Origin of the sequence: Streptomyces sp. NPDC002809 (genome assembly GCF_040295435.1) — a bacterium.
Taxonomy (GTDB): Bacteria; Actinomycetota; Actinomycetes; order Streptomycetales; family Streptomycetaceae; genus Streptomyces.
This window is the reverse complement of record NZ_JBEOVJ010000002.1, coordinates 91808-108534: the sequence shown is the minus strand read 5'-3', so window position 1 is coordinate 108534 and position 16727 is coordinate 91808. Positions and strand designations below refer to the sequence as shown.

The 16727-nt window shown below is 72.0% G+C and carries 16 protein-coding genes; 3 read left to right on the top strand and 13 right to left on the bottom strand.

The annotated features are described in order from the left end of the window. The first annotated feature begins 16 nt into the window (after positions 1-16). Positions 17-601 (top strand): MarR family winged helix-turn-helix transcriptional regulator, encoded by a 585-nt coding sequence (locus ABT025_RS01795; protein ID WP_350988675.1) that lies wholly within the window; start codon positions 17-19, stop codon positions 599-601. 253 nt (positions 602-854) lie between these two features. Here the strand turns inward: ABT025_RS01795 and ABT025_RS01790 are convergent, their stop codons facing one another. From ABT025_RS01790 to ABT025_RS01740, 11 genes are all read right to left on the bottom strand, one after another. Then, positions 855-1922: a Rieske 2Fe-2S domain-containing protein gene (locus ABT025_RS01790; protein WP_350988673.1), complete on the bottom strand. Its 1068-nt coding sequence runs from the start codon at positions 1920-1922 to the stop codon at positions 855-857. Positions 1923-1929: 7 nt separating this feature from the next. Beyond that, entirely contained in the window at positions 1930-2160 is a 231-nt protein-coding gene (locus ABT025_RS01785) for a recombinase-like helix-turn-helix domain-containing protein (RefSeq protein WP_350988671.1), read from the bottom strand. A 23-nt stretch (positions 2161-2183) separates the two neighbouring features. Beyond that, complete coding sequence (locus tag ABT025_RS01780) at positions 2184-3146, bottom strand: PDR/VanB family oxidoreductase (RefSeq protein WP_350988669.1); 963 nt, start codon at positions 3144-3146, stop codon at positions 2184-2186. Further along, positions 3143-4813 (bottom strand): thiamine pyrophosphate-binding protein, encoded by a 1671-nt coding sequence (locus ABT025_RS01775; RefSeq protein ID WP_350988667.1) that lies wholly within the window; start codon positions 4811-4813, stop codon positions 3143-3145. The genes ABT025_RS01780 and ABT025_RS01775 overlap by 4 nt, the downstream gene beginning before the upstream one ends. A 33-nt stretch (positions 4814-4846) precedes the next feature. After that, the gene (locus tag ABT025_RS01770) at positions 4847-5632 is read right to left on the bottom strand and encodes an SDR family oxidoreductase (RefSeq protein WP_350988665.1); all 786 of its coding nucleotides are present in this window, start codon (positions 5630-5632) and stop codon (positions 4847-4849) included. Positions 5633-5740: 108 nt separating this feature from the next. Beyond that, complete coding sequence (locus ABT025_RS01765) at positions 5741-6499, bottom strand: SDR family oxidoreductase (protein ID WP_350988663.1); 759 nt, start codon at positions 6497-6499, stop codon at positions 5741-5743. After that, entirely contained in the window at positions 6499-7020 is a 522-nt protein-coding gene (locus ABT025_RS01760) for a cupin domain-containing protein (protein ID WP_502971875.1), read from the bottom strand. Before ABT025_RS01760 ends, ABT025_RS01765 begins: the two co-directional genes overlap by 1 nt. A gap of 46 nt (positions 7021-7066) precedes the next feature. Continuing rightward, the gene (locus tag ABT025_RS01755) at positions 7067-7909 is read right to left on the bottom strand and encodes an alpha/beta fold hydrolase (protein ID WP_502971874.1); all 843 of its coding nucleotides are present in this window, start codon (positions 7907-7909) and stop codon (positions 7067-7069) included. Between the two features lie 77 nt (positions 7910-7986). Further along, positions 7987-8817 (bottom strand): aspartate dehydrogenase domain-containing protein, encoded by an 831-nt coding sequence (locus ABT025_RS01750; protein ID WP_350988661.1) that lies wholly within the window; start codon positions 8815-8817, stop codon positions 7987-7989. Further along, positions 8814-9785 carry a VOC family protein gene (locus ABT025_RS01745; protein WP_350988659.1) on the bottom strand — a complete coding sequence of 324 codons (972 nt, stop codon included), beginning with the start codon at positions 9783-9785 and terminating at the stop codon, positions 8814-8816. The genes ABT025_RS01750 and ABT025_RS01745 overlap by 4 nt, the downstream gene beginning before the upstream one ends. A gap of 179 nt (positions 9786-9964) precedes the next feature. After that, positions 9965-11443, bottom strand: coding sequence for an aldehyde dehydrogenase (locus ABT025_RS01740; protein ID WP_350988657.1), 1479 nt, complete (start codon positions 11441-11443; stop codon positions 9965-9967). 320 nt (positions 11444-11763) lie between these two features. Here ABT025_RS01740 and ABT025_RS01735 point away from each other — a divergent pair, with 320 nt between their 5' ends. Next, entirely contained in the window at positions 11764-13197 is a 1434-nt protein-coding gene (locus ABT025_RS01735) for an MFS transporter (protein WP_350988655.1), read from the top strand. 207 nt (positions 13198-13404) lie between these two features. Here the strand turns inward: ABT025_RS01735 and ABT025_RS01730 are convergent, their stop codons facing one another. Together ABT025_RS01730 and ABT025_RS01725 are read right to left on the bottom strand one after the other, a co-directional pair. Next, positions 13405-13740 (bottom strand): chorismate mutase, encoded by a 336-nt coding sequence (locus tag ABT025_RS01730; protein ID WP_350988653.1) that lies wholly within the window; start codon positions 13738-13740, stop codon positions 13405-13407. A gap of 25 nt (positions 13741-13765) precedes the next feature. Beyond that, a complete protein-coding gene (locus ABT025_RS01725; RefSeq protein WP_350988651.1) occupies positions 13766-14644 on the bottom strand; it encodes a helix-turn-helix domain-containing protein in 879 nt (292 codons plus the stop codon). A 224-nt stretch (positions 14645-14868) separates the two neighbouring features. Here ABT025_RS01725 and ABT025_RS01720 point away from each other — a divergent pair, with 224 nt between their 5' ends. Continuing rightward, positions 14869-16689 (top strand): glycoside hydrolase family 35 protein, encoded by a 1821-nt coding sequence (locus ABT025_RS01720; RefSeq protein WP_350988649.1) that lies wholly within the window; start codon positions 14869-14871, stop codon positions 16687-16689. Positions 16690-16727: the final 38 nt, after the last annotated feature.

The following is a 16727-nucleotide window of genomic DNA, read 5'->3' as shown; positions in this document are numbered from 1 at the left end:
CGGAGGAGTGCCCGGGATGGCGAAGAAGCAGGCTTCCGCGAGTTCCGGCGCTGCCGGGGATAACGCGGGGTCCGTGGGGTCCGCGGGGTCCGCGCCGCGGCAGGATGCGGTGGCGTCGATCGTGGCGGACTGGCGGCGGGAGCGGCCTGAGCTGGATACGGCTCCGCTGGAGGTGTTCGGCCGTCTGCATCGGGCGTTCCTGCGGTACAGCGCGGCGATCTCGCGGCCGGTGGAGCGCAAGGGGCTGTCGATGGCCGGCTTCGATGTGCTGACGGCGCTGCGCAGGGCGGGGGCGCCGTTCCGGCGTACGGCGGGTGAGCTGGCCGATTCCGGGCTGATCAGTTCGGCGGGGGTGACGCTGCGGATCGACCGGCTGGAGAAGGACGGGCTGATCCGGCGGGAGCGGGATCCGCAGGACCGCCGGGTGGTGCATTCGCGGCTGACGGACGAGGGCCTGTCGGTGATCGACGAGCTGTTCTCGGAGCATCTGGACAATGAGCGGCGGATGCTGGGGGGGCTGACGGCGGCGGAGTGCGCGCAGTTGGCGGGGCTGCTGGAGAAGCTGGAGCGGTCTGTGCTGGCGGCGGAGTCGGGCGAGTAGTTCGCTCCGCGGGGGTCGCTCCGCGGGGCACCGGTACCTCGGGGCGGGGCGTGTCCTCAATCGCCGGACGGGCTTGAGTTCGGGCACCGTCACCCCGTGCGAAGGTGTCCTCAATCGCCGGACGGGCTTGATTGTGCCGGTGACAGGCTTGCGTCGACCGTGTCGGAGCCCGAAGCACCGTATGCCCTCAATCGCCGGACGGGCCGACTCTGCCGGTGTCCGGATTGGTCGTGCCGGCGATTGAGGACATGGGTCAGGCCGTCGCCGCCTGGGTTTCCGCTTCTGTGCGGTACATGCGGCGGACCCGGACCACGCCGAGGTCGTGCTGGTAGAGGTTCTCCGCCTGGTCGGCGTCGGTGCGCAGGTCCTCCAGCATGATGCGGTCCTGTTCGAGGACGTCCCAGTGGCGGTCCTCCAGGAGCGTCCTGTAGAGGAAGCGCCAGGTGTCACGCTGCCAGTCCGTCACCTTGCGGTAGCGCCAGAAGAAGACGGCGCAGCGGTTCTCGTCGATGGGGGTGGCCATGCCGACGATGCCGAAGGGGCCTCCGGGGCCGGCGGTCGGCGGGTAGGGGATGGTGAGGTCGACCCAGTCGACGCCGGTGCGGCAGAGCTCGACCCAGTCGAAGTTGACGCCGCTCTGGTCGGTCTTCTCGAAGAAGAACCCGCGCTCGGTCTCGCGGATGCGGAAGCGTGCGGTGGTCTGCCCCTCGGCCATGCTGTGCGAGTCGCGGTGGAGGAACGAACCGTGCATGGGGTCGAGCAGGTTCTCCACCGCGTAGCGCCAGTTGACGTTCCACTCGGCGTAGCAGAGGAATGCGGAGGTGCCGGGGTCGGTGAGGTGTTCGGGCAGCACGAGTGGTGCCGGTTCGGGGTGCTCGTTGTCGCCGAAGTAGGCGAGGATGCCGCCGGCGGTCTCGATGACGTGGGGTGCGGCGACGAGCTGCTTGCCTTCGAGGTTGCAGCCGGGCAGGCCGGGTACGGCGGCGACTGTTCCGGTGCCGTCGACCTGGACGCCGTGGTACCAGCAGGCGATGCGGTCGCCGAGGTGTTTGCCGAGGGAGAGGCGGGCGCCGCGGTGGGGGCAGCGGTCCTCCAGCATGTGGAGGGTGCCGTCGGCGCGGCGGAAGAGGAGCCATTCCTCGCCGAGGAGGGTGAGGCGCTTCATGCCTCCGGCGGGGACGAGGCCGGAGGGGCAGACGGCGTACCACTGGTTGCGGATGCCGGTGGCGAAGAGCCGGTCGGCGGTGCGGTTGCCGGGGCGGGCGACTTCGGAGGGGCGGGTGGGGGTGCCCGGGTCCGCGGTGGGGGTGTCGGTGGTCATGGTCGTCTCACGCTCCCAGGCGTCGCATCTCGTTACGGAAGGTTTCCTCGGTCCACGGACTGCCGTCGGGGGCGGGCAGGTCGCGGGCGTTGAGTCCGGCGACGAGGCCGGGCAGGTCGTGGGCTCCGCTGCCGAAGACTTCCTCGATCACCGCGGCGAGCTTCTTCTCGTACGGGGTGGGCTCGGCGGTGCGTGCCTGGTTCGGGTTGAGGTACTGCGGGGTGGTCTGGCTGGTCATGTCGGCTCCCTTCGGGGGGTGGTTCAGAGGTCGAGTACGAGGCGGGGGGTGCGGGCGCGGGAGACGCAGAGCATCATCGAGGCGCCGGCTTCGCGTTCGGTTTCGGTGAGCAGGAAGTCGCGGTGGTCGGGGGTGCCTTCGAGGACCTTGGTCTCGCAGGTTCCGCAGATGCCGTCGCGGCAGGAGGAGGTGACGGGGATGCCGGCGTTCTCCAGTGCGTCGAGGGCGGTGGTGCCGGGGCCGACTTCGACGGTGCGTCCGGTGCGCGAGCAGACGATGTCGAAGCTGCTGTCCTCGCCGTCGCGGGGTGCGGTGACGGGTGCGGCGAAGCGTTCGGTGCGGGCGTCGGGGCAGCGTTCCTCGACGGCGGCGAGGAGGGGTTCGGGGCCGCAGCAGTAGACCTGGGTGCCCGGCGGCAGGTCGCCGATGAGGGTGTCGAGGTCGATGTGGCCGTGTTCGTCCTGGGGGACGAGTTCGACGGATCCGCCGGGCAGTTCGGCGAGTGCGGCGAGTTCTGCGCCGAAGGCCATGGAGGTGCGGGTGCGGCCGCCGTGGACGAGGCGCCAGGGTGTGCCGTTGCGGGTGGCCTCGCGGGCCATGGCGAGGATCGGGGTGATGCCGATGCCGCCTGCGATGAAGAGGTAGCCGGTGGCGTCGCCCGTGGTGTCGAGCTCGAAGTGGTTGCGGGGGCCCTGGACGTGGAGGGTCTGGCCGGGGCGGAGCTGGGTGTGAACGTGGGCGGAGCCGCCGCGGGAGGCTGGTTCGCGGAGGATGCCGATGCGCCAGTGGGTGGTGTCGGCGGGGTCGGAGCACAGGGAGTACTGGCGGATGTGTCCGCCGGTGTGTACGTCGATGTGGGCGCCGGGCTGCCAGGCGGGGAGCGGGGCGTGGTCCGGGTGGGTGAGTTCGATGCTCAGTACGCCGTCGGCCTCCCAGGTCATGCGGTGGACGAGCAGGTCGAGCCGGGGTTCCTCGGCGGGCGTCATGACGGGTTGCCTCCTTCTCCAGAGGTATCGGTGGCGGTGGCGGGGAGCTTGACGGGCGGGGTGAACGGGGTGTTCATCGGGCCGAGTGCGGTGAGGTCGATCTCGACGAGGGTGGGGCCCGGGGAGGCGATGGCCTCCTTGATGACGGGTCCGGCGTCGGCTTCGGCGGCGATCCGTGCGTACGGGAGGCCCACGGCGGCGGCGAGGAGGGCGAAGTCGGGGGTGGTGAGGTCGACTCCGGAGCGGCGGGGGAAGTGGTTGTCCTGCATGTTGCGCAGGACGCCGTAGCCGCCGTCGTTGAAGACGAGAAGGGTGAGGTCGGGCTTCTCCTGGGCGAGGGTGAGGAGTTCGCCGAGGTGGACGGCGAGTCCGCCGTCGCCTGCGATGACGACGGTGGGGGTGCCGGGGCGGCCGAGTGCGGCTCCGATGCCCATGGCGAGGCCCTGGCCGATGCCGCCGCCGCGGGGGAAGACGTTGGTGGCCGGGTCGGTGATCTCCAGGAGGCGGTTTCCCCAGGTGGAGGAGGGGATGGTGACGTCGCGGGCGATGACGGATCCGGGCGGGCAGGCGTCGCGGACGGCGTCGTTGATCGCGGCCTGGGGGCCGATGGCGTGGCGTTGTGCGGTGCGTGCGTCGGTGCGGGCCTTGCGTACGCGGTCGGGCCAGCTCGTCTCCGTACCTCCGCTGGTGACTCGTCCCAGGAGTGCGGCGAGGACGGTGGCGGCGTCGCCGTGGAGGGCGCAGGTGGCGGGGTGGACGCGGCCGGGGGCGGCCGGGTCGAGGTCGATCTGGATGTGGACTGCGGGGAGTTCGAGGCTGTAGTCGGCGGTTTCGTTGGAGCGGAAGTGGGTGCCGATGGAGAGCAGGACGTCGGCTTCGGCGAGCAGGGCGCGGCCGGCGGGTGCGGTGGCGTAGTTGCCGAGGACGCGGTCGTCGGTCTCGGGGACGGAGCCGCGGCCGGAGTTGGAGGTGACGAGTCCGGCGTTCAGCGCGTCCAGGAGTGCGGCGAGTTCGGGGCGGGCGCTGTTGGCTCCGCCGCCGGCCCAGACGAGGGGGCGGTGGGCGGCGGACAGCAGGGCGGCGGCCCGGTCGAGGAGTGCCGGGTCGGGCAGGGCGGGGGTGGCCGCCTTCGGGACGGGGGTGCCGGTGAGCTGTTGGGGGGCGAACTGCAGGTCGATGGGCCATTCGACGCTGACCGGTCCGTGCGGTGCGGTGAGGGCGCGGGCCGCTGCGTCGCGGAGGATGTCGCCGGCGTCGGCGGCGTCGGTGACGGTGACGGCGTGGGTGGAGACCGCGCGGAGCATGCCGAGCTGGTCCTTGGTCTCGTGGATGAAGCCGCGTCCGGAGCCGAGGTGTTCGCTGTCGATCTGTCCGGTGATGTGGAGGACGGGGGTGCCGGAGCTCAGGGATTCGATGAGGGATCCTGCGGCGTTGCCCGCTCCCGTGCCGGTGCTGGTGAGGGCGCAGCCGAGGTTGCCGGTGGCGCGGGCGTAGCCGTCGGCGGCGTTGACTGCGGCGGCTTCGTGGCGGACGGGGACGAAGCGCAGGTCGCGGTCGACGGCTTCGACGAGCGGCAGGTTGTGCACGCTGACGATGCCGAACACCGTGTCGACGCCGAGTCCGCGCAGCGTCTCGACGAGCAGGTCGCCGCCGTTGGGTCGGTTCATGTCGGGTGCTCCTGAAGTGGGTGGGGTGGGGTGTTACGCGATGGCGCGGTTGAGGCCGCCGCAGACGTCGACGGTGGTGCCGGTGATGTACGAGGCCCTGGGTGAGAGGAGGGCGGTGACGGCGTACGCGACTTCGTCGGCGTTGCCGAGGCGGCCGAGCGCGATGCCGCGGTCGGCTGCGAGTCCGGCCTGCCAGGCGGGGTAGTCGAGGGGGCTGTCGGAGGCGGCGTGGCGGCGTTCCCACTGTCCGGTGTCGACGAGGCCGAGGCAGACGGAGTTGACGCGGATGCCGTCGGGGGCGAGTTCCCTGGACAGGGAGGTGGAGAGGTTGAGGATGCCGGCGCGGGCGGCGCTGGTCGTCATCAGTGCGGTCTCGGGCTGTTTGGCGAGGACGGCGTTGATGTTGACGACGGAGGCGTTGCCGGAGGCGCGCAGGTGGGGCAGGGCGGCGTTGAGGGGGTTGAGGACGCCGAAGAACTTGAGTTCGAGTTCGTCGCGCCAGTCGTCGGCGGTGGTCTCGGCGAAGGGTTTCATCCGGGAGGCGCCGGCGTTGTTGACGAGTCCGTCGAGGCCGCCGAGGCGGGTCGCCGCGTTCTCGGTGAAGGCCTGTACGGCGGCTTCGTCGCGTACGTCGCAGGGGGCGTGGTAGAGCGATTCGGGGCCGGCGAGTCCGTCGAGGGCGGTGGTGAGGGCGTCGGCGCGGCGGCCGCAGGTGGCGACGCGGGCGCCTTCGGCGAGCAGCATGCGGACTGTGGCGAGGCCGACTCCGGAGCTGCCGCCGGTGACGAGGATGCGGCGGCCTTTCAGGCGGAGGTCCATGGGGCGGGTGCTCCTTTCGGTCTGGGTGCGCGGGGCGCTCCGCGGGGGTACCGGGGCCCCCGGTGCGGGGGTGTCCTCAATCGCCGGACGGGCTTGGACCGGTTCGGCTCAGTGCATCGTGAAGCCGCCGTTGACCGCGAAGGTCTGGCCGGTCATGTAGCCGGACTCGTCGCCGATGAGGAAGGCGATGAGGCCGACGAGGTCGGCCGGTTGCTGGGGCCGGGAGATCGCCCGGTTCAGGCGGTACAGCTCGTGGCGTTCGGCGGGGATGCCGACGGCGGACTCCCCTTCGGTGAGGCCGGGGGCGACGGCGTTGACGGTGATGCCGTAGTCGCCGGTCTCGCGTGCCATGGCCCGGGTCAGGGAGATGACGGCGCCCTTGGAGGCGATGTAGTGGGCGAGCCGGGGTGAGCCGTACAGGGCGGCGTCCGAGGCGAGGTTGACGATGCGTCCGCTGCCGTGTTCCCGCATGAGAGGGAGGAGGGCGCGGGCGACGAGCCAGGGGCCGCGGGCGTTGACCGTCATGATGCGGTCCCAGGCTTCGACGTCGATCTCGTGGAAGGGTTTGCCGCCCACCGCGTTGGCGAGTCCGGCGTTGTTGACCAGTCCGTACAGCCGGGTGCCGTCTCCGGTGAGGGTGGCGGCGAGTGCGGTGACGGATTCCGGGTCGGCGACGTCGAGCGGGTGGAAGTCGGCGGTGATGCCCTCGGCGCGCAGGTCGTGGGCGGCCTGTCGGCCGGTGGTCTCGTCGAGTTCGGCGATGACGACGCGGTGGCCGTCGTTGCCGATCCGGCGGGCCGCGGCCAGTCCCAGGCCGCGGCCGGCGCCGGTGACGACGACCGTGCGGGGGGTGTCGTCGGTGGCCATCAGTCGCGGGTGATGCCGTGCATCGGGGAGTGCTCGGGGTAGGTGGGGACCTGCGGTTTCCGGGTACCGATGATGACGCAGAACAGGGCGTCGGTGTCGCCCTCGTTCTTCAGGGAGCGGGCGACTCCGGCGGGGACGACGATCATGTCGCGGTAGCCGAGGGTGCGGTATTCGGCCTCGTCGGCGCCGCGGTGGATGCCGACCTTGACCTGGCCTTCCAGGACGAAGAAGGCCTCCTCGACGTCGTGGTGGGTGTGCTCGGGGCCTTCGGCGCCCGGCGGGAGCAGCATGTTGGAGAGGGTGAAGCCGCCGGAGGGCAGGATGCGGTTGTCGTTCTCGTGGTTGCCGGTGGCGCCGGAGCCGACGTAGCGGATCTGGGCGCGGCGGTACTGGGCGCCGGCCTTCTCCTGGAAGGAGAGGGTGTTCCAGTCGGGCTCGCGGGAGTCCTTCGTGGCGATGAGGGAGTCGGTGAACTTCGCGAGGTCGCCGTCGGTCTCGTACGGGGTGTTGTCGATGGGCACGGGATGCTCCTTGGTTCGGTGGTGGGTGTGGGTGGTGGCTGCGTCGTTACGCGGGTAGGCGGGCGACGACGTGGAGGTGGGCGCGGACCCAGGCGTTGAAGGCCTCGGGGCGTTCCTGGTTGGAGAGGTGTCCGGCGCCGGAGAGGGTGACGTACACGGATCCGGTGAGTCCGCCGGCGATGGCCTGTGACTCGTCGGTGCCGGTGACGGTGTCCTGTTCGCCGCACAGGACGAGGGCCGGTGCGGTGATGGCGGGCAGGTCGTCGGTGAGGTCGGCTTCGGCCATGGATGCGGCGGCGTATCCGTAGCCGGGGGTGCGGACGGAGGCGGCCATGGTGGCGACGACGCGTTCGACGAGGCCGGGGGGTGCGGCGGCGGAGACGAGGCGTGGTCCGCGGGCGGCGGCGAAGGTTCCGGGTCCCTGGTCGGCGAGTTGTCCGGCGCGCTCGCGCATGGCGCGGGCCTTGTCCGGGTGCGTTCCGGAGCCGCGGCTGGAGTCGGCGACGATCAGGGAGGCGACGAGGTCCGGGTGGCGGGTGGCGAGGCGCAGTGCGATGACTCCGCCCCAGGAGACGCCGAGGACGTGGGCGGGGGCGCCGTGTTGACGGATGAGGGCGGCGGCGGTGTCGGCGTAGCCGTCGAGGCCGGGGGCGTGGGCGGGGTCGGCGGAGTCGGCGTAGCCGGGGGCGTCCCAGGCCACGATGCGCACCTGGTCGGCGAGTCCGTCGAGTTGGGGGGTGAAGGCGGCGGAGGAGGAGCCGATGCCGTGGAGGCAGAGCAGGAGCGGGGCGTCGGGGTCGCCGGCTTCCCGGGTGTGGACGGCCCCCGCGGCGGGGGCGGCGGGGCCGACGGCGGCCGGTGCGGCCTCCGGGCGGGTCGTGGAGGTCACAGGATCTGCCCCGCCCGTCGCGGTCACAGAATCCGTCCCGCCCGTCGCGGTCACAGGATCTGCCCCGCCCGTCGCGGTCACAGGATCTGTCCTGCCCGGCCGACGACGGCGCCGAGGCTGCGGAGCACGGCGTGCGGGACGACCTGGCTGGTGGCGGGGTTGGCCTCGTCGGGCCGGTGGGCGACCTCGAAGCGGTACGTGCCGTGCGGGCCGGCCGCATCGATGACGTGGCGGGTGAGGGTGGCGGCCGGGTCGGCGACGACGACGACCTCGACGAGGGCGGGGTCGCCGGTGGCGAGGGCGACGGATGCGGCGACGTTGGTCGACTTGGGGAATCTCACCGGGACGTCGATCGCGGTGCCGCGCATCACCTCGACGGGTTCGGTGGTGGTCCGCAGCCGTTCGGTGAGTTCGGCGTCCATCCACGGCTGGTGGAGGGTGCTCGGGAGTTTGGTGGTGGTGAGGGTGACGGAGGTGAGGGGGCCGAGTCCGCGGACGGCCTGGAGGAGGTCGAGTCCGCCGACGGCTCCGCCGGTGAAGTAGACGCGTCCGGGTCCGGCGGCGCGCAGCCGGTCGGTGAGGTCGGGGTCGACGAGGGCGCCGGTGGAGGCGATCAGCAGGTCTGCGCCGCTGTCGAGGACGCGCTCGGCCCATTCCCGTACGACTGCCTGGCCCGCTGCTTCGACGATGAGGTCGCAGACGGTGAGGGCGTCCTCGAAGGAGAGCTGGGGTGCGGGGGCGTCGACGAGGGGGCGGTTGTCGATGATGCAGGTGAGTTCGGCGCCGGGGATGTGGCCTTCGGCGAGTGCGGTGCCGACGACGCGTCCGATGGCTCCCCAGCCGACGAGGCCGATGCGGCGGGCGGGGCGGGTGGGGGTGTCCGGCCGGGGGGTGAGGGTGGAGGTCATGCGGTCACCTCTTCTGGAGCGTCGGTGGGGGTGGCGAGGGGGCCGGGGTCGGGAGTGCCTGCCATGTGGCAGCGGATGGCGGCCGAGGGCGGGCCGGCGGTTCCCCAGAGGTCGGAGAGGTCGGGGGTGCGGCGCCAGACCTTGGCGATCCAGGTGTCCTCGACGATCTGGGCGACCTCGGAGGTGTATTCGCAGACGAGTCCTGCGGGGTCGGTGAAGTACGAGAAGGTGTTGTTGCCGGGGCCGTGCCGGCCGGGCCCCCACTGGGGGTTGATGCCGTGGTGGCGGAGGCGGCCGAGGCCTCGCATGAAGTGGTCGACGGACGTCATCTCGTAGGCGACGTGGTTGAGAGACGTCCACTCGGCCTGGTTGAACGCGATGCAGTGGTGGTCGGCGTTGCAGCGCAGGAACGCCATCCGGTGTTCGGACCAGTCGGAGACGCGCAGGCCGAGGACCGAGGTGTAGAAGGCGACGGCGGCGTCGATGTCCGTGGTGTTGAGGACGGTGTGGGTGACGCCGACGGGGACGGCGGCGTCGCGGCCGCGGGGGGTGACGGCGTGGGTCTGGGCGCTGAGTTCGATCAGCCGGCCCTCGGGGTCGGTGAAGCGGAGTCCGTAGCCGCCGCCGACCTGGTCGAGGGGGCCGGGCCCTGCGACGGGGACGATGCCACGGGCGAGGAGCCGGCGGGCGGCCTCGTCGATCTCGGCGGGAGTGGCGACGGCGAAGGTGATGCGGCCGAGGCCGTTGCCTTCGCCACGGCTGAGGTGGAGGACGTGGTGTTCCTCTCCGGTGCCGCGCAGCCAGGTGGCGTCCGCTTCCTGTTCGACGGGTTCCAGGCCCCAGACCTCGCGGTAGAAGTCGGCGGACTCGGTGAAGGCGGGGGTGCGGAGCTCGACGGAGCGCAGGGCGCGGAGCCGGGCGACGGGTTCGAGGGACGGGCGGCGGGTGTGGGGGTTCTCGTACGGCATGGGGGCTCCGGCTTCTTCTCGCTCGGCTTCGCAGGCGGTCACGGGGTGTTTCGTCGGGATCGGGCTGGACCAGGGAGCCGGGTCCGGTGCCGTGCATCGGAAGGCGGCGGAGGACGTCATGGCGACCGACGACAACGCGGCGGGGTGCGGTGCCGGAGCCCGCGAGCCCGGCATGGCCCTTAGGTGGCCCAGGGCAGCGGGGTGGTGTCGGTGGCCCAGTAGAGGGACTTCTGCCGCTGGTAGCCGCGGATGAGGTCACGGCCCTTCTCGGTGCCGATGCCGCTGTCCTTCAGCCCGCCGAACGGGGTGGAGATGCTGAACTGCTTGTACGTGTTGATCCAGACGGTGCCCGCGTCGATACGGCGGGCGAGGTGCCAGGCCCTGGCGTGGTCGCGGGTCCAGATGCCGCAGGCCAGTCCGTACACGCTGTCGTTGGCCTGGGCGACGAGGTCGTCCTCGTCGTCGAAGGGCAGGGCGATCAGGACCGGGCCGAAGATCTCCTCCTGGCAGACACGGGCGGTGTTGGGCAGGCCGTCCAGGACGGTGGGTAGGTAGTAGGCGCCGTCGCGGTAGCGCTCGTCTTCGGGGGCCGCTCCCCCGCAGCGGACGGTGGCGCCCTCCTCGCGGGCCAGGTCGACATAGGCGGCGACGCTGTCGCGGTGACGGTGGTGGACGAGCGGGGCGACCTGGGTGCCGGGGTCGGTGCCGGGTCCGACGCGCAGCTTCTCGGTACGGGAGACGAGTTCGCCGAGGAACTCCTCGTACCGGGAGCGGGCGACGAACAGCCGGGAGCCGGCGATACAGCTCTGTCCGCTGGAGGAGAAGACGCCGTACATGACGCCGGCGAGTGCCCGCTCCAGGTCGGCGTCCTCCAGCACGACCGTCGGGGACTTGCCGCCCAGCTCCAGCGAGACGGGGATGAGCTTGTCGGCGGCGGCATGGGCGAGGGTGCGGCCGGTCGCGGTGCCGCCGGTGAAGGTGATCTTCTCCACGGCCGGGTGGCGGACGATCGCGTCGCCGATGACGCTGCCGCGGCCGGGCAGGACGGAGAGCAGGGCGGGGGGCATCCCGGCCTCGGTGAGTGCCTGGTGGACGAGGCGGCCCAGGGCGAGAGCGACGAGAGGGGTCCACTCGGCGGGCTTGAGGAGAACGGCGTTGCCTGCCGCGAGTGCGGGAGCGAGCTTCTGGGCGTCGCTGGCGATCGGTGAGTTCCAGGGCGTGATCGCGCCGACGACGCCGATGGGCTCGTGGACGCTCATCGTGACGTACGGGCCGCGGGAGGGGGTGAGGGTGTCCTCGGCGGTCTCCAGGGCGGCGGCGGTGTAGCGGAAGGTGCCGGCGGCGCTGAGGACGAGGGCGCGGGTCTCGGTGCGGCATTTGCCGGTGTCGGAGGTCTGCAGGGCGGAGAGCCGGTCGGCGCTCTGCTCGACGAGGTCGGCGATGCGGTGGAGCAGCCGGGCGCGGAGGTGGGCGGGGAGCTCGCGCCAGGCGGGGTCGTGGGCGGCGCGGGCGGCTGCGGCGGCGGCCTCCTCGACGTCGTCGAGGGATGCGGCGTGCACGGTGGCGATGACCTGGCCGGTGGCCGGGTCGACCGTCTCGATGAGGGCGCCACGGCCCTGCCGCCACTGCCCCGCGACCAACACCTCGTCGGCAAGCATCAGTTGGCCTCCTGCGATCGGATCGGTTACCTCAGGCCTAAAAATCTAAGGGCTTAAGTATTTGTCCGCAAGCCCCCTCGGCAAAATCTCCTTTTGCCTCGAAGGCCTTGACGGCGGCCACCCCCGGGCAGGTAAAACTTAAGCGCTAAGAAGCTAGGCACTTATAGAAGTTCCCAGAGGACAGTGGGAGATTTCACAAGCTCACGAGCGCTGTACGACCGTCCCCACCCGTACGCTCAGCTGACTCACGCCTCCTCTGCGACCTCGTACACCTGGCTCCCCAACCGCTCCGGCCCCACGCGGAGCAGGAGGAACCCTGGATGAGCACCGACATCTCGAAGGACGCCGCGCCGGGCTCATCGCCGGACGGCACCACCCGCGCCACCATCGCCGCCCGCTTCGAGCGCCTGCCGCTCTCCCGCTGGCATGTCACCGTCCGTCTGATCGTGGGTGTCGTCACCTTCTTCGAGGCCTTCGACCAGTTGCTGATCGCCTACGCACTGCCGGAGCTCCGTGACGAGTGGCAGCTGTCCACGGGCGACGCCACCGCCGTCCTCACGGTCGGCTCGGCAGGCATGCTGATCGGCGCCCTGCTCTCGGGGCGGCTCGCCGACCGCTACGGCCGGGTGAAGGTGATCGCGTACTGCGTGGCCGCGTCCGGCATCGCGAGCCTGGCGCTGACCGCCTGCACCTCACTCACCCCGTTCCTGGCCCTCCGCTTCCTCCAGGGGCTCGCGATCGGGGGCGAGGTGCCCGTGGCCGCGGCCTTCATCAGCGAGATCACCCGGAGCTTCAAGCGGGGCCGCTTCGTCCTGCTGTACGAACTCGTCTTCCCGGCCGGTCTCACCATCGGCGCCCTGGTCGCGGCCTGGGTGGTCCCGGCTGCGGGCTGGCGCGTGATGTTCGCGGTCGCCGCCGTGCCCGGCCTGCTGGCCTTCCTCGTCCAGCGCAGGGTCCCGGAGTCGCCGCGCTGGCTGGCGGAGCGGGGACGGCTGGAGGAGGCCGAGGCGGTCATGGCCGAGATCGAGGCCGAGGTATCGGCGGCGACGGGTGAACCACTCCCCCGCCCGGCCGGCCCCGCCTCCACCGCTCCGGAGCCCACGGCAGCGGCCGCCACCCCGGCGGAACGCGCCGCGACCGGCGTGCGCGGCCTGTTCACCGGCCGCTACCGGCGCCGCACGCTGGTCGTCGGCGTGATCTGGTTCACCGGCTACTTCGTCAACTACGGCGTGACGTCCTGGCTGCCCAGCATCTACAAGGACGAGTACGGCCTCACGCTCTCCGACGCCCTGCTCCACTCCACGGTGACCTCGGTCGCCGGCCTGCTCGGCTGTCTGATCGTCGCCCTCACGGTGGACGTCCTGGGCCGACGCCGGATCTTCGCCCTCGGCCTCGGCGCCTCGGCCGCGCTCCTGCTCACCCTGGCCGCACTCGGGGCCGACACCCCCGCACAGGTCCTGATCTGGACCTCCCTCTCCGCGGTCGGCTTCTTCGGCTCCAACATCTGCCTGTACCTGTACACGCCCGAGCTCTACCCGACCCGGATGCGAGCCCTGGGCTGCAGCGTCGGCGGCGCGGTCAACCGGCTGGGCGTGATCCTCGGCCCGATCCTGGTGGGAGTGGTGTACGCGGCGGGCGACAGCGTCGCGGCGGTGTTCGTGATGCTGGGCGCGGTGGCCGTGGTGGGCGCGGTGGTGGCGGGGACGCTGGCGGAGGAGACGGCGAACCGGCCGCTGGAGGAGATCTCGCCCTGAGCCCGGAACCCTGAACCCTGAACTCCGAGTCCTGAACTGCGAGCTCAGCCCGGAACTACAAGCCCTGAACTGCGAGCTCAGCCCGGAACTCCGAGCCCTGAACTCCGGCTCCCGAACTCCGATTCCTGAGCCCTGAGCCCTGGCCCCGAACGCCCGACGCCCGCCCCGGAGCCCCGAACGCCGAACATCGGCCCGGGGCTCCGGCCGCTAGGCCGTTGCGCCGCCCGTCCCGTTCGCCGACTCGTCCGCGATGCGCTCATGGTGGCGGATGACCTCGGCCACGATGAAGTTCAGCAGCTTCTCGGCGAACGCGGGGTCCAGATGGGCGCTCTCCGCCAGATGCCTCAGCCGTGCGATCTGACGGGACTCGCGGGCCGGGTCGGCCGGGGGAAGCTGATGGGCCGCCTTGAGGTGGCCGACCTGCTGGGTGCACTTGAAGCGCTCGGCCAGCATGTGGACGACAGCCGCGTCAATGTTGTCGATGCTCTCGCGCAGCCGGTTCAGTTCGGCGCCTACGGAATCGTCGATGTCGCTCGTGGTCATGGTCAGCGAGCTTAGACGGGCCGGGCTACGGGATGATCGTCGGAGGGTGTTCCGGGTCCGGGACCCGGTCGCTCCAGCCGCCCGGCACACTGCGGCCCTGCTGCTCGCGGAAGCGCACCGGGGCCATGCCGACGCGGCGGGCGAACAGGCGCGAGAAGTAGGCCGGGTCGTCGTACCCGACCCTGCGGGCGACCGCGGCGACGGGCAGGTCGCCGGTGGCGAGGAGCTCCTTGGCACGGCCGAGCCGGATGCCCAGGAGGTAGTCCTTCGGGCTGCAGCCGGCCCCCCGCCGCACCGCGGTGCGCAGTTCGGCGGGCGTCATGCCGTGCCGGGCGGCGTGCTCGGCGACGGACAGCGGCTGGAACGCGTCCCGGGCCAGGGCGTGCAGCACCGGGTCACCGTCGGGGTTGACGTCGGCACGGGCCCGGCGCAGCGCGACGAGGAGTTCGTGGACGGCCGCGCCGGTCTCCACCTCCAGCAGCGGATTGCCGCGCCGGGCCGCCCGGACCATCCGGCCGACGGCGGCGCGCGGTGCCGCGGTGTCGGAGAGCGGGACCAGGGGGCGGTCCGGCTCGATGTAGCCGAGCTCGGTGTACGTGGCGGTGGCGGGCCCGGTGAAGTCGACGAAGCTCTCGTCCCAGCCGGTCACCGGGTCGGCACCGTAGTGGTGCGGGGTGCCGGGGGTCAGCCAGATGAGGCTGGGCGCGGTGACGGGTACCCGGCGCCCGTCCGGGCCGATGAACCACCCGCTGCCCGCGTTGATGACGACGGCAACATGGTGGTCGAGAGTGCGGGGGCCGACGGTCGGCAGCGTGCCGTGCTGCAGGCCGACGCCCAGACAGACCAGGCCGAGGCGGTGGTGGAGCGGGCTCGGGGTGAAAAAACGCATCCAGGTGTGGTACATCGGCCTTCGCTCCTCCGTCCGCGGCGAGGTGACGTGCGCCGTCGTGTGCTGCGTCCAATCAGCAGTGATCTTTGTCCATGGACCGGCCGCACGCCAGGGGGCGAGGCTGGGCCGTGACATTCCTCCCGGGTTCGCCCGCTCCGTCACACGTACCGCGTTCCGCTGACTCCGGCCCGCGCAGCGCGGCGTTCACGGGACCGCGCGCACAGGAGAGAACGAGCACGATGGCTGACTTCACCGTGGGGGACGACCACTTCCGGATCGACGGGAAGCCCGTACGGCTGCTGTCGGGGGCCCTGCACTACTTCCGGGTGCACGAGGCGCAGTGGGAGCACCGGCTGTCGATGCTGCGGGCGATGGGCCTGAACTGTGTCGAGACGTATGTGCCGTGGAACCTCCACGAGCCGCGGCCCGGCGCGTACCGGGACGTCGCGGCGCTCGGCCGATTCCTGGACGCGGCACACCGGGCCGGTCTGTGGGCGATCGTCCGCCCGGGCCCGTACATCTGCGCGGAGTGGGAGAACGGCGGGCTGCCGGCGTGGGTGACCGGGCGGTTCGGCCGGCGGGTGCGGACCCGGGACGCGGGCTATCTGGACGCGGTGGAGCGGTGGTTCGCCGAGCTGCTGCCGCAGGTGGTGGAGCGCCAGGCCGACCGCGGCGGTCCGGTGATCATGGTGCAGGCGGAGAACGAGTACGGCAGCTACGGCACCGATGCGGTGTATCTGCGCCGAGTGGCCGAGATGCTCGTCGCGTTCGGCGTGAGCGTTCCGCTGTTCACCTCCGACGGGCCGGAGGATCACATGCTCACCGGCGGTTCGGTGCCCGGCCTGCTCGCCACGGCGAACTTCGGTTCGGGGGCGCGCGATGCCTTCCGGGTGCTGCGTCGTCATCAGAGCGCCGGTCCGTTGATGTGCATGGAGTTCTGGTGCGGCTGGTTCGAGCACTGGGGCGCGCCGCCCGTCGTACGGGATCCGGCGCAGGCCGCCGACGCGCTGCGGGAGATCCTGGAGTGCGGGGCTTCGGTGAACATCTACATGGCGCACGGGGGGACGAACTTCGCCGGCTGGGCGGGCGCCAACCGCTCCGGGCCGCTCCAGGACCAGGACCTGCTGCCGACGGTGACGTCGTACGACTACGACGCCCCGATCGACGAGTACGGGCGGCCCACGGAGAAGTTCCGGCTCTTCCGGGAGCTCCTCGCGCCGTACGCGGACGGGCCGCTGCCCCCGCTGCCGCCGGAGCCCGTCGGCCTGGCTCCGGTGCGGGCCGGACTGACGGAGTGGGCGCCGCTGCCGGATGTCATGGAGGCGCTGGGCGAGGAGGAGGCGGCGGAGTCCGGGGTGCCGCCCACGTTCGAGGAGCTGGGGGTCGACCGCGGCCTGGTGCGCTACCGGGTCGCGGTGCCGGGTCCGCGCGGCCCGTACACCCTGGGCGTTTCGGGCCTGCGGGACCGGGCGGTGGTCTATGTGGACGGGGTCCGCAGGGGCGTCCTGAGCGAGGAGGACGGAACTCTGGCGGAGCCGGTGGGCGGGCCCGCCGAGGTGGAGCTGTGGGTGGAGTCGCTGGGCCGGGTCAACTACGGGCCCCGGCTGGGCGAGCCGAAGGGGATCACCGGGGGCGTGCTGCACGAGCGTCAGTTCCTGCACGGGGTACGGGCCCGGGCGCTGCGGCTCGACGCGTTCGACGAGCCGGCCGCGGTGGCGGGCGTCCCGTTCGTGCCGGTCGACGGGTCGGGGGGCGCCGGTCTGTACCGGGGCACGTTCGAGGTCGCCGACGTGTCCGGAACGGGGCACGCGGGGCTCGAACTGCCCGGCTGGACGCGTGGGTTCGTCTGGGTGAACGGCTTCTGCCTCGGGCGCTACTGGTCGGTGGGCCCGCAGCGGACGCTGTACGTGCCGGGTCCGGTGCTGCGGGACGGCGTGAACGAGGTGTGGGTGCTGGAGGTGGAGAGCGCGGGGTCACCGTGTGCGGAGCTGGGGCCGGGGGTGCCCGTACGGACGGACGGCCCGGCCGACACGGACGGCCCGGCCGACACGGACGCCTGACGGACCCCGACTGCCCCGGGCCGCACCCGTCTGCCCGG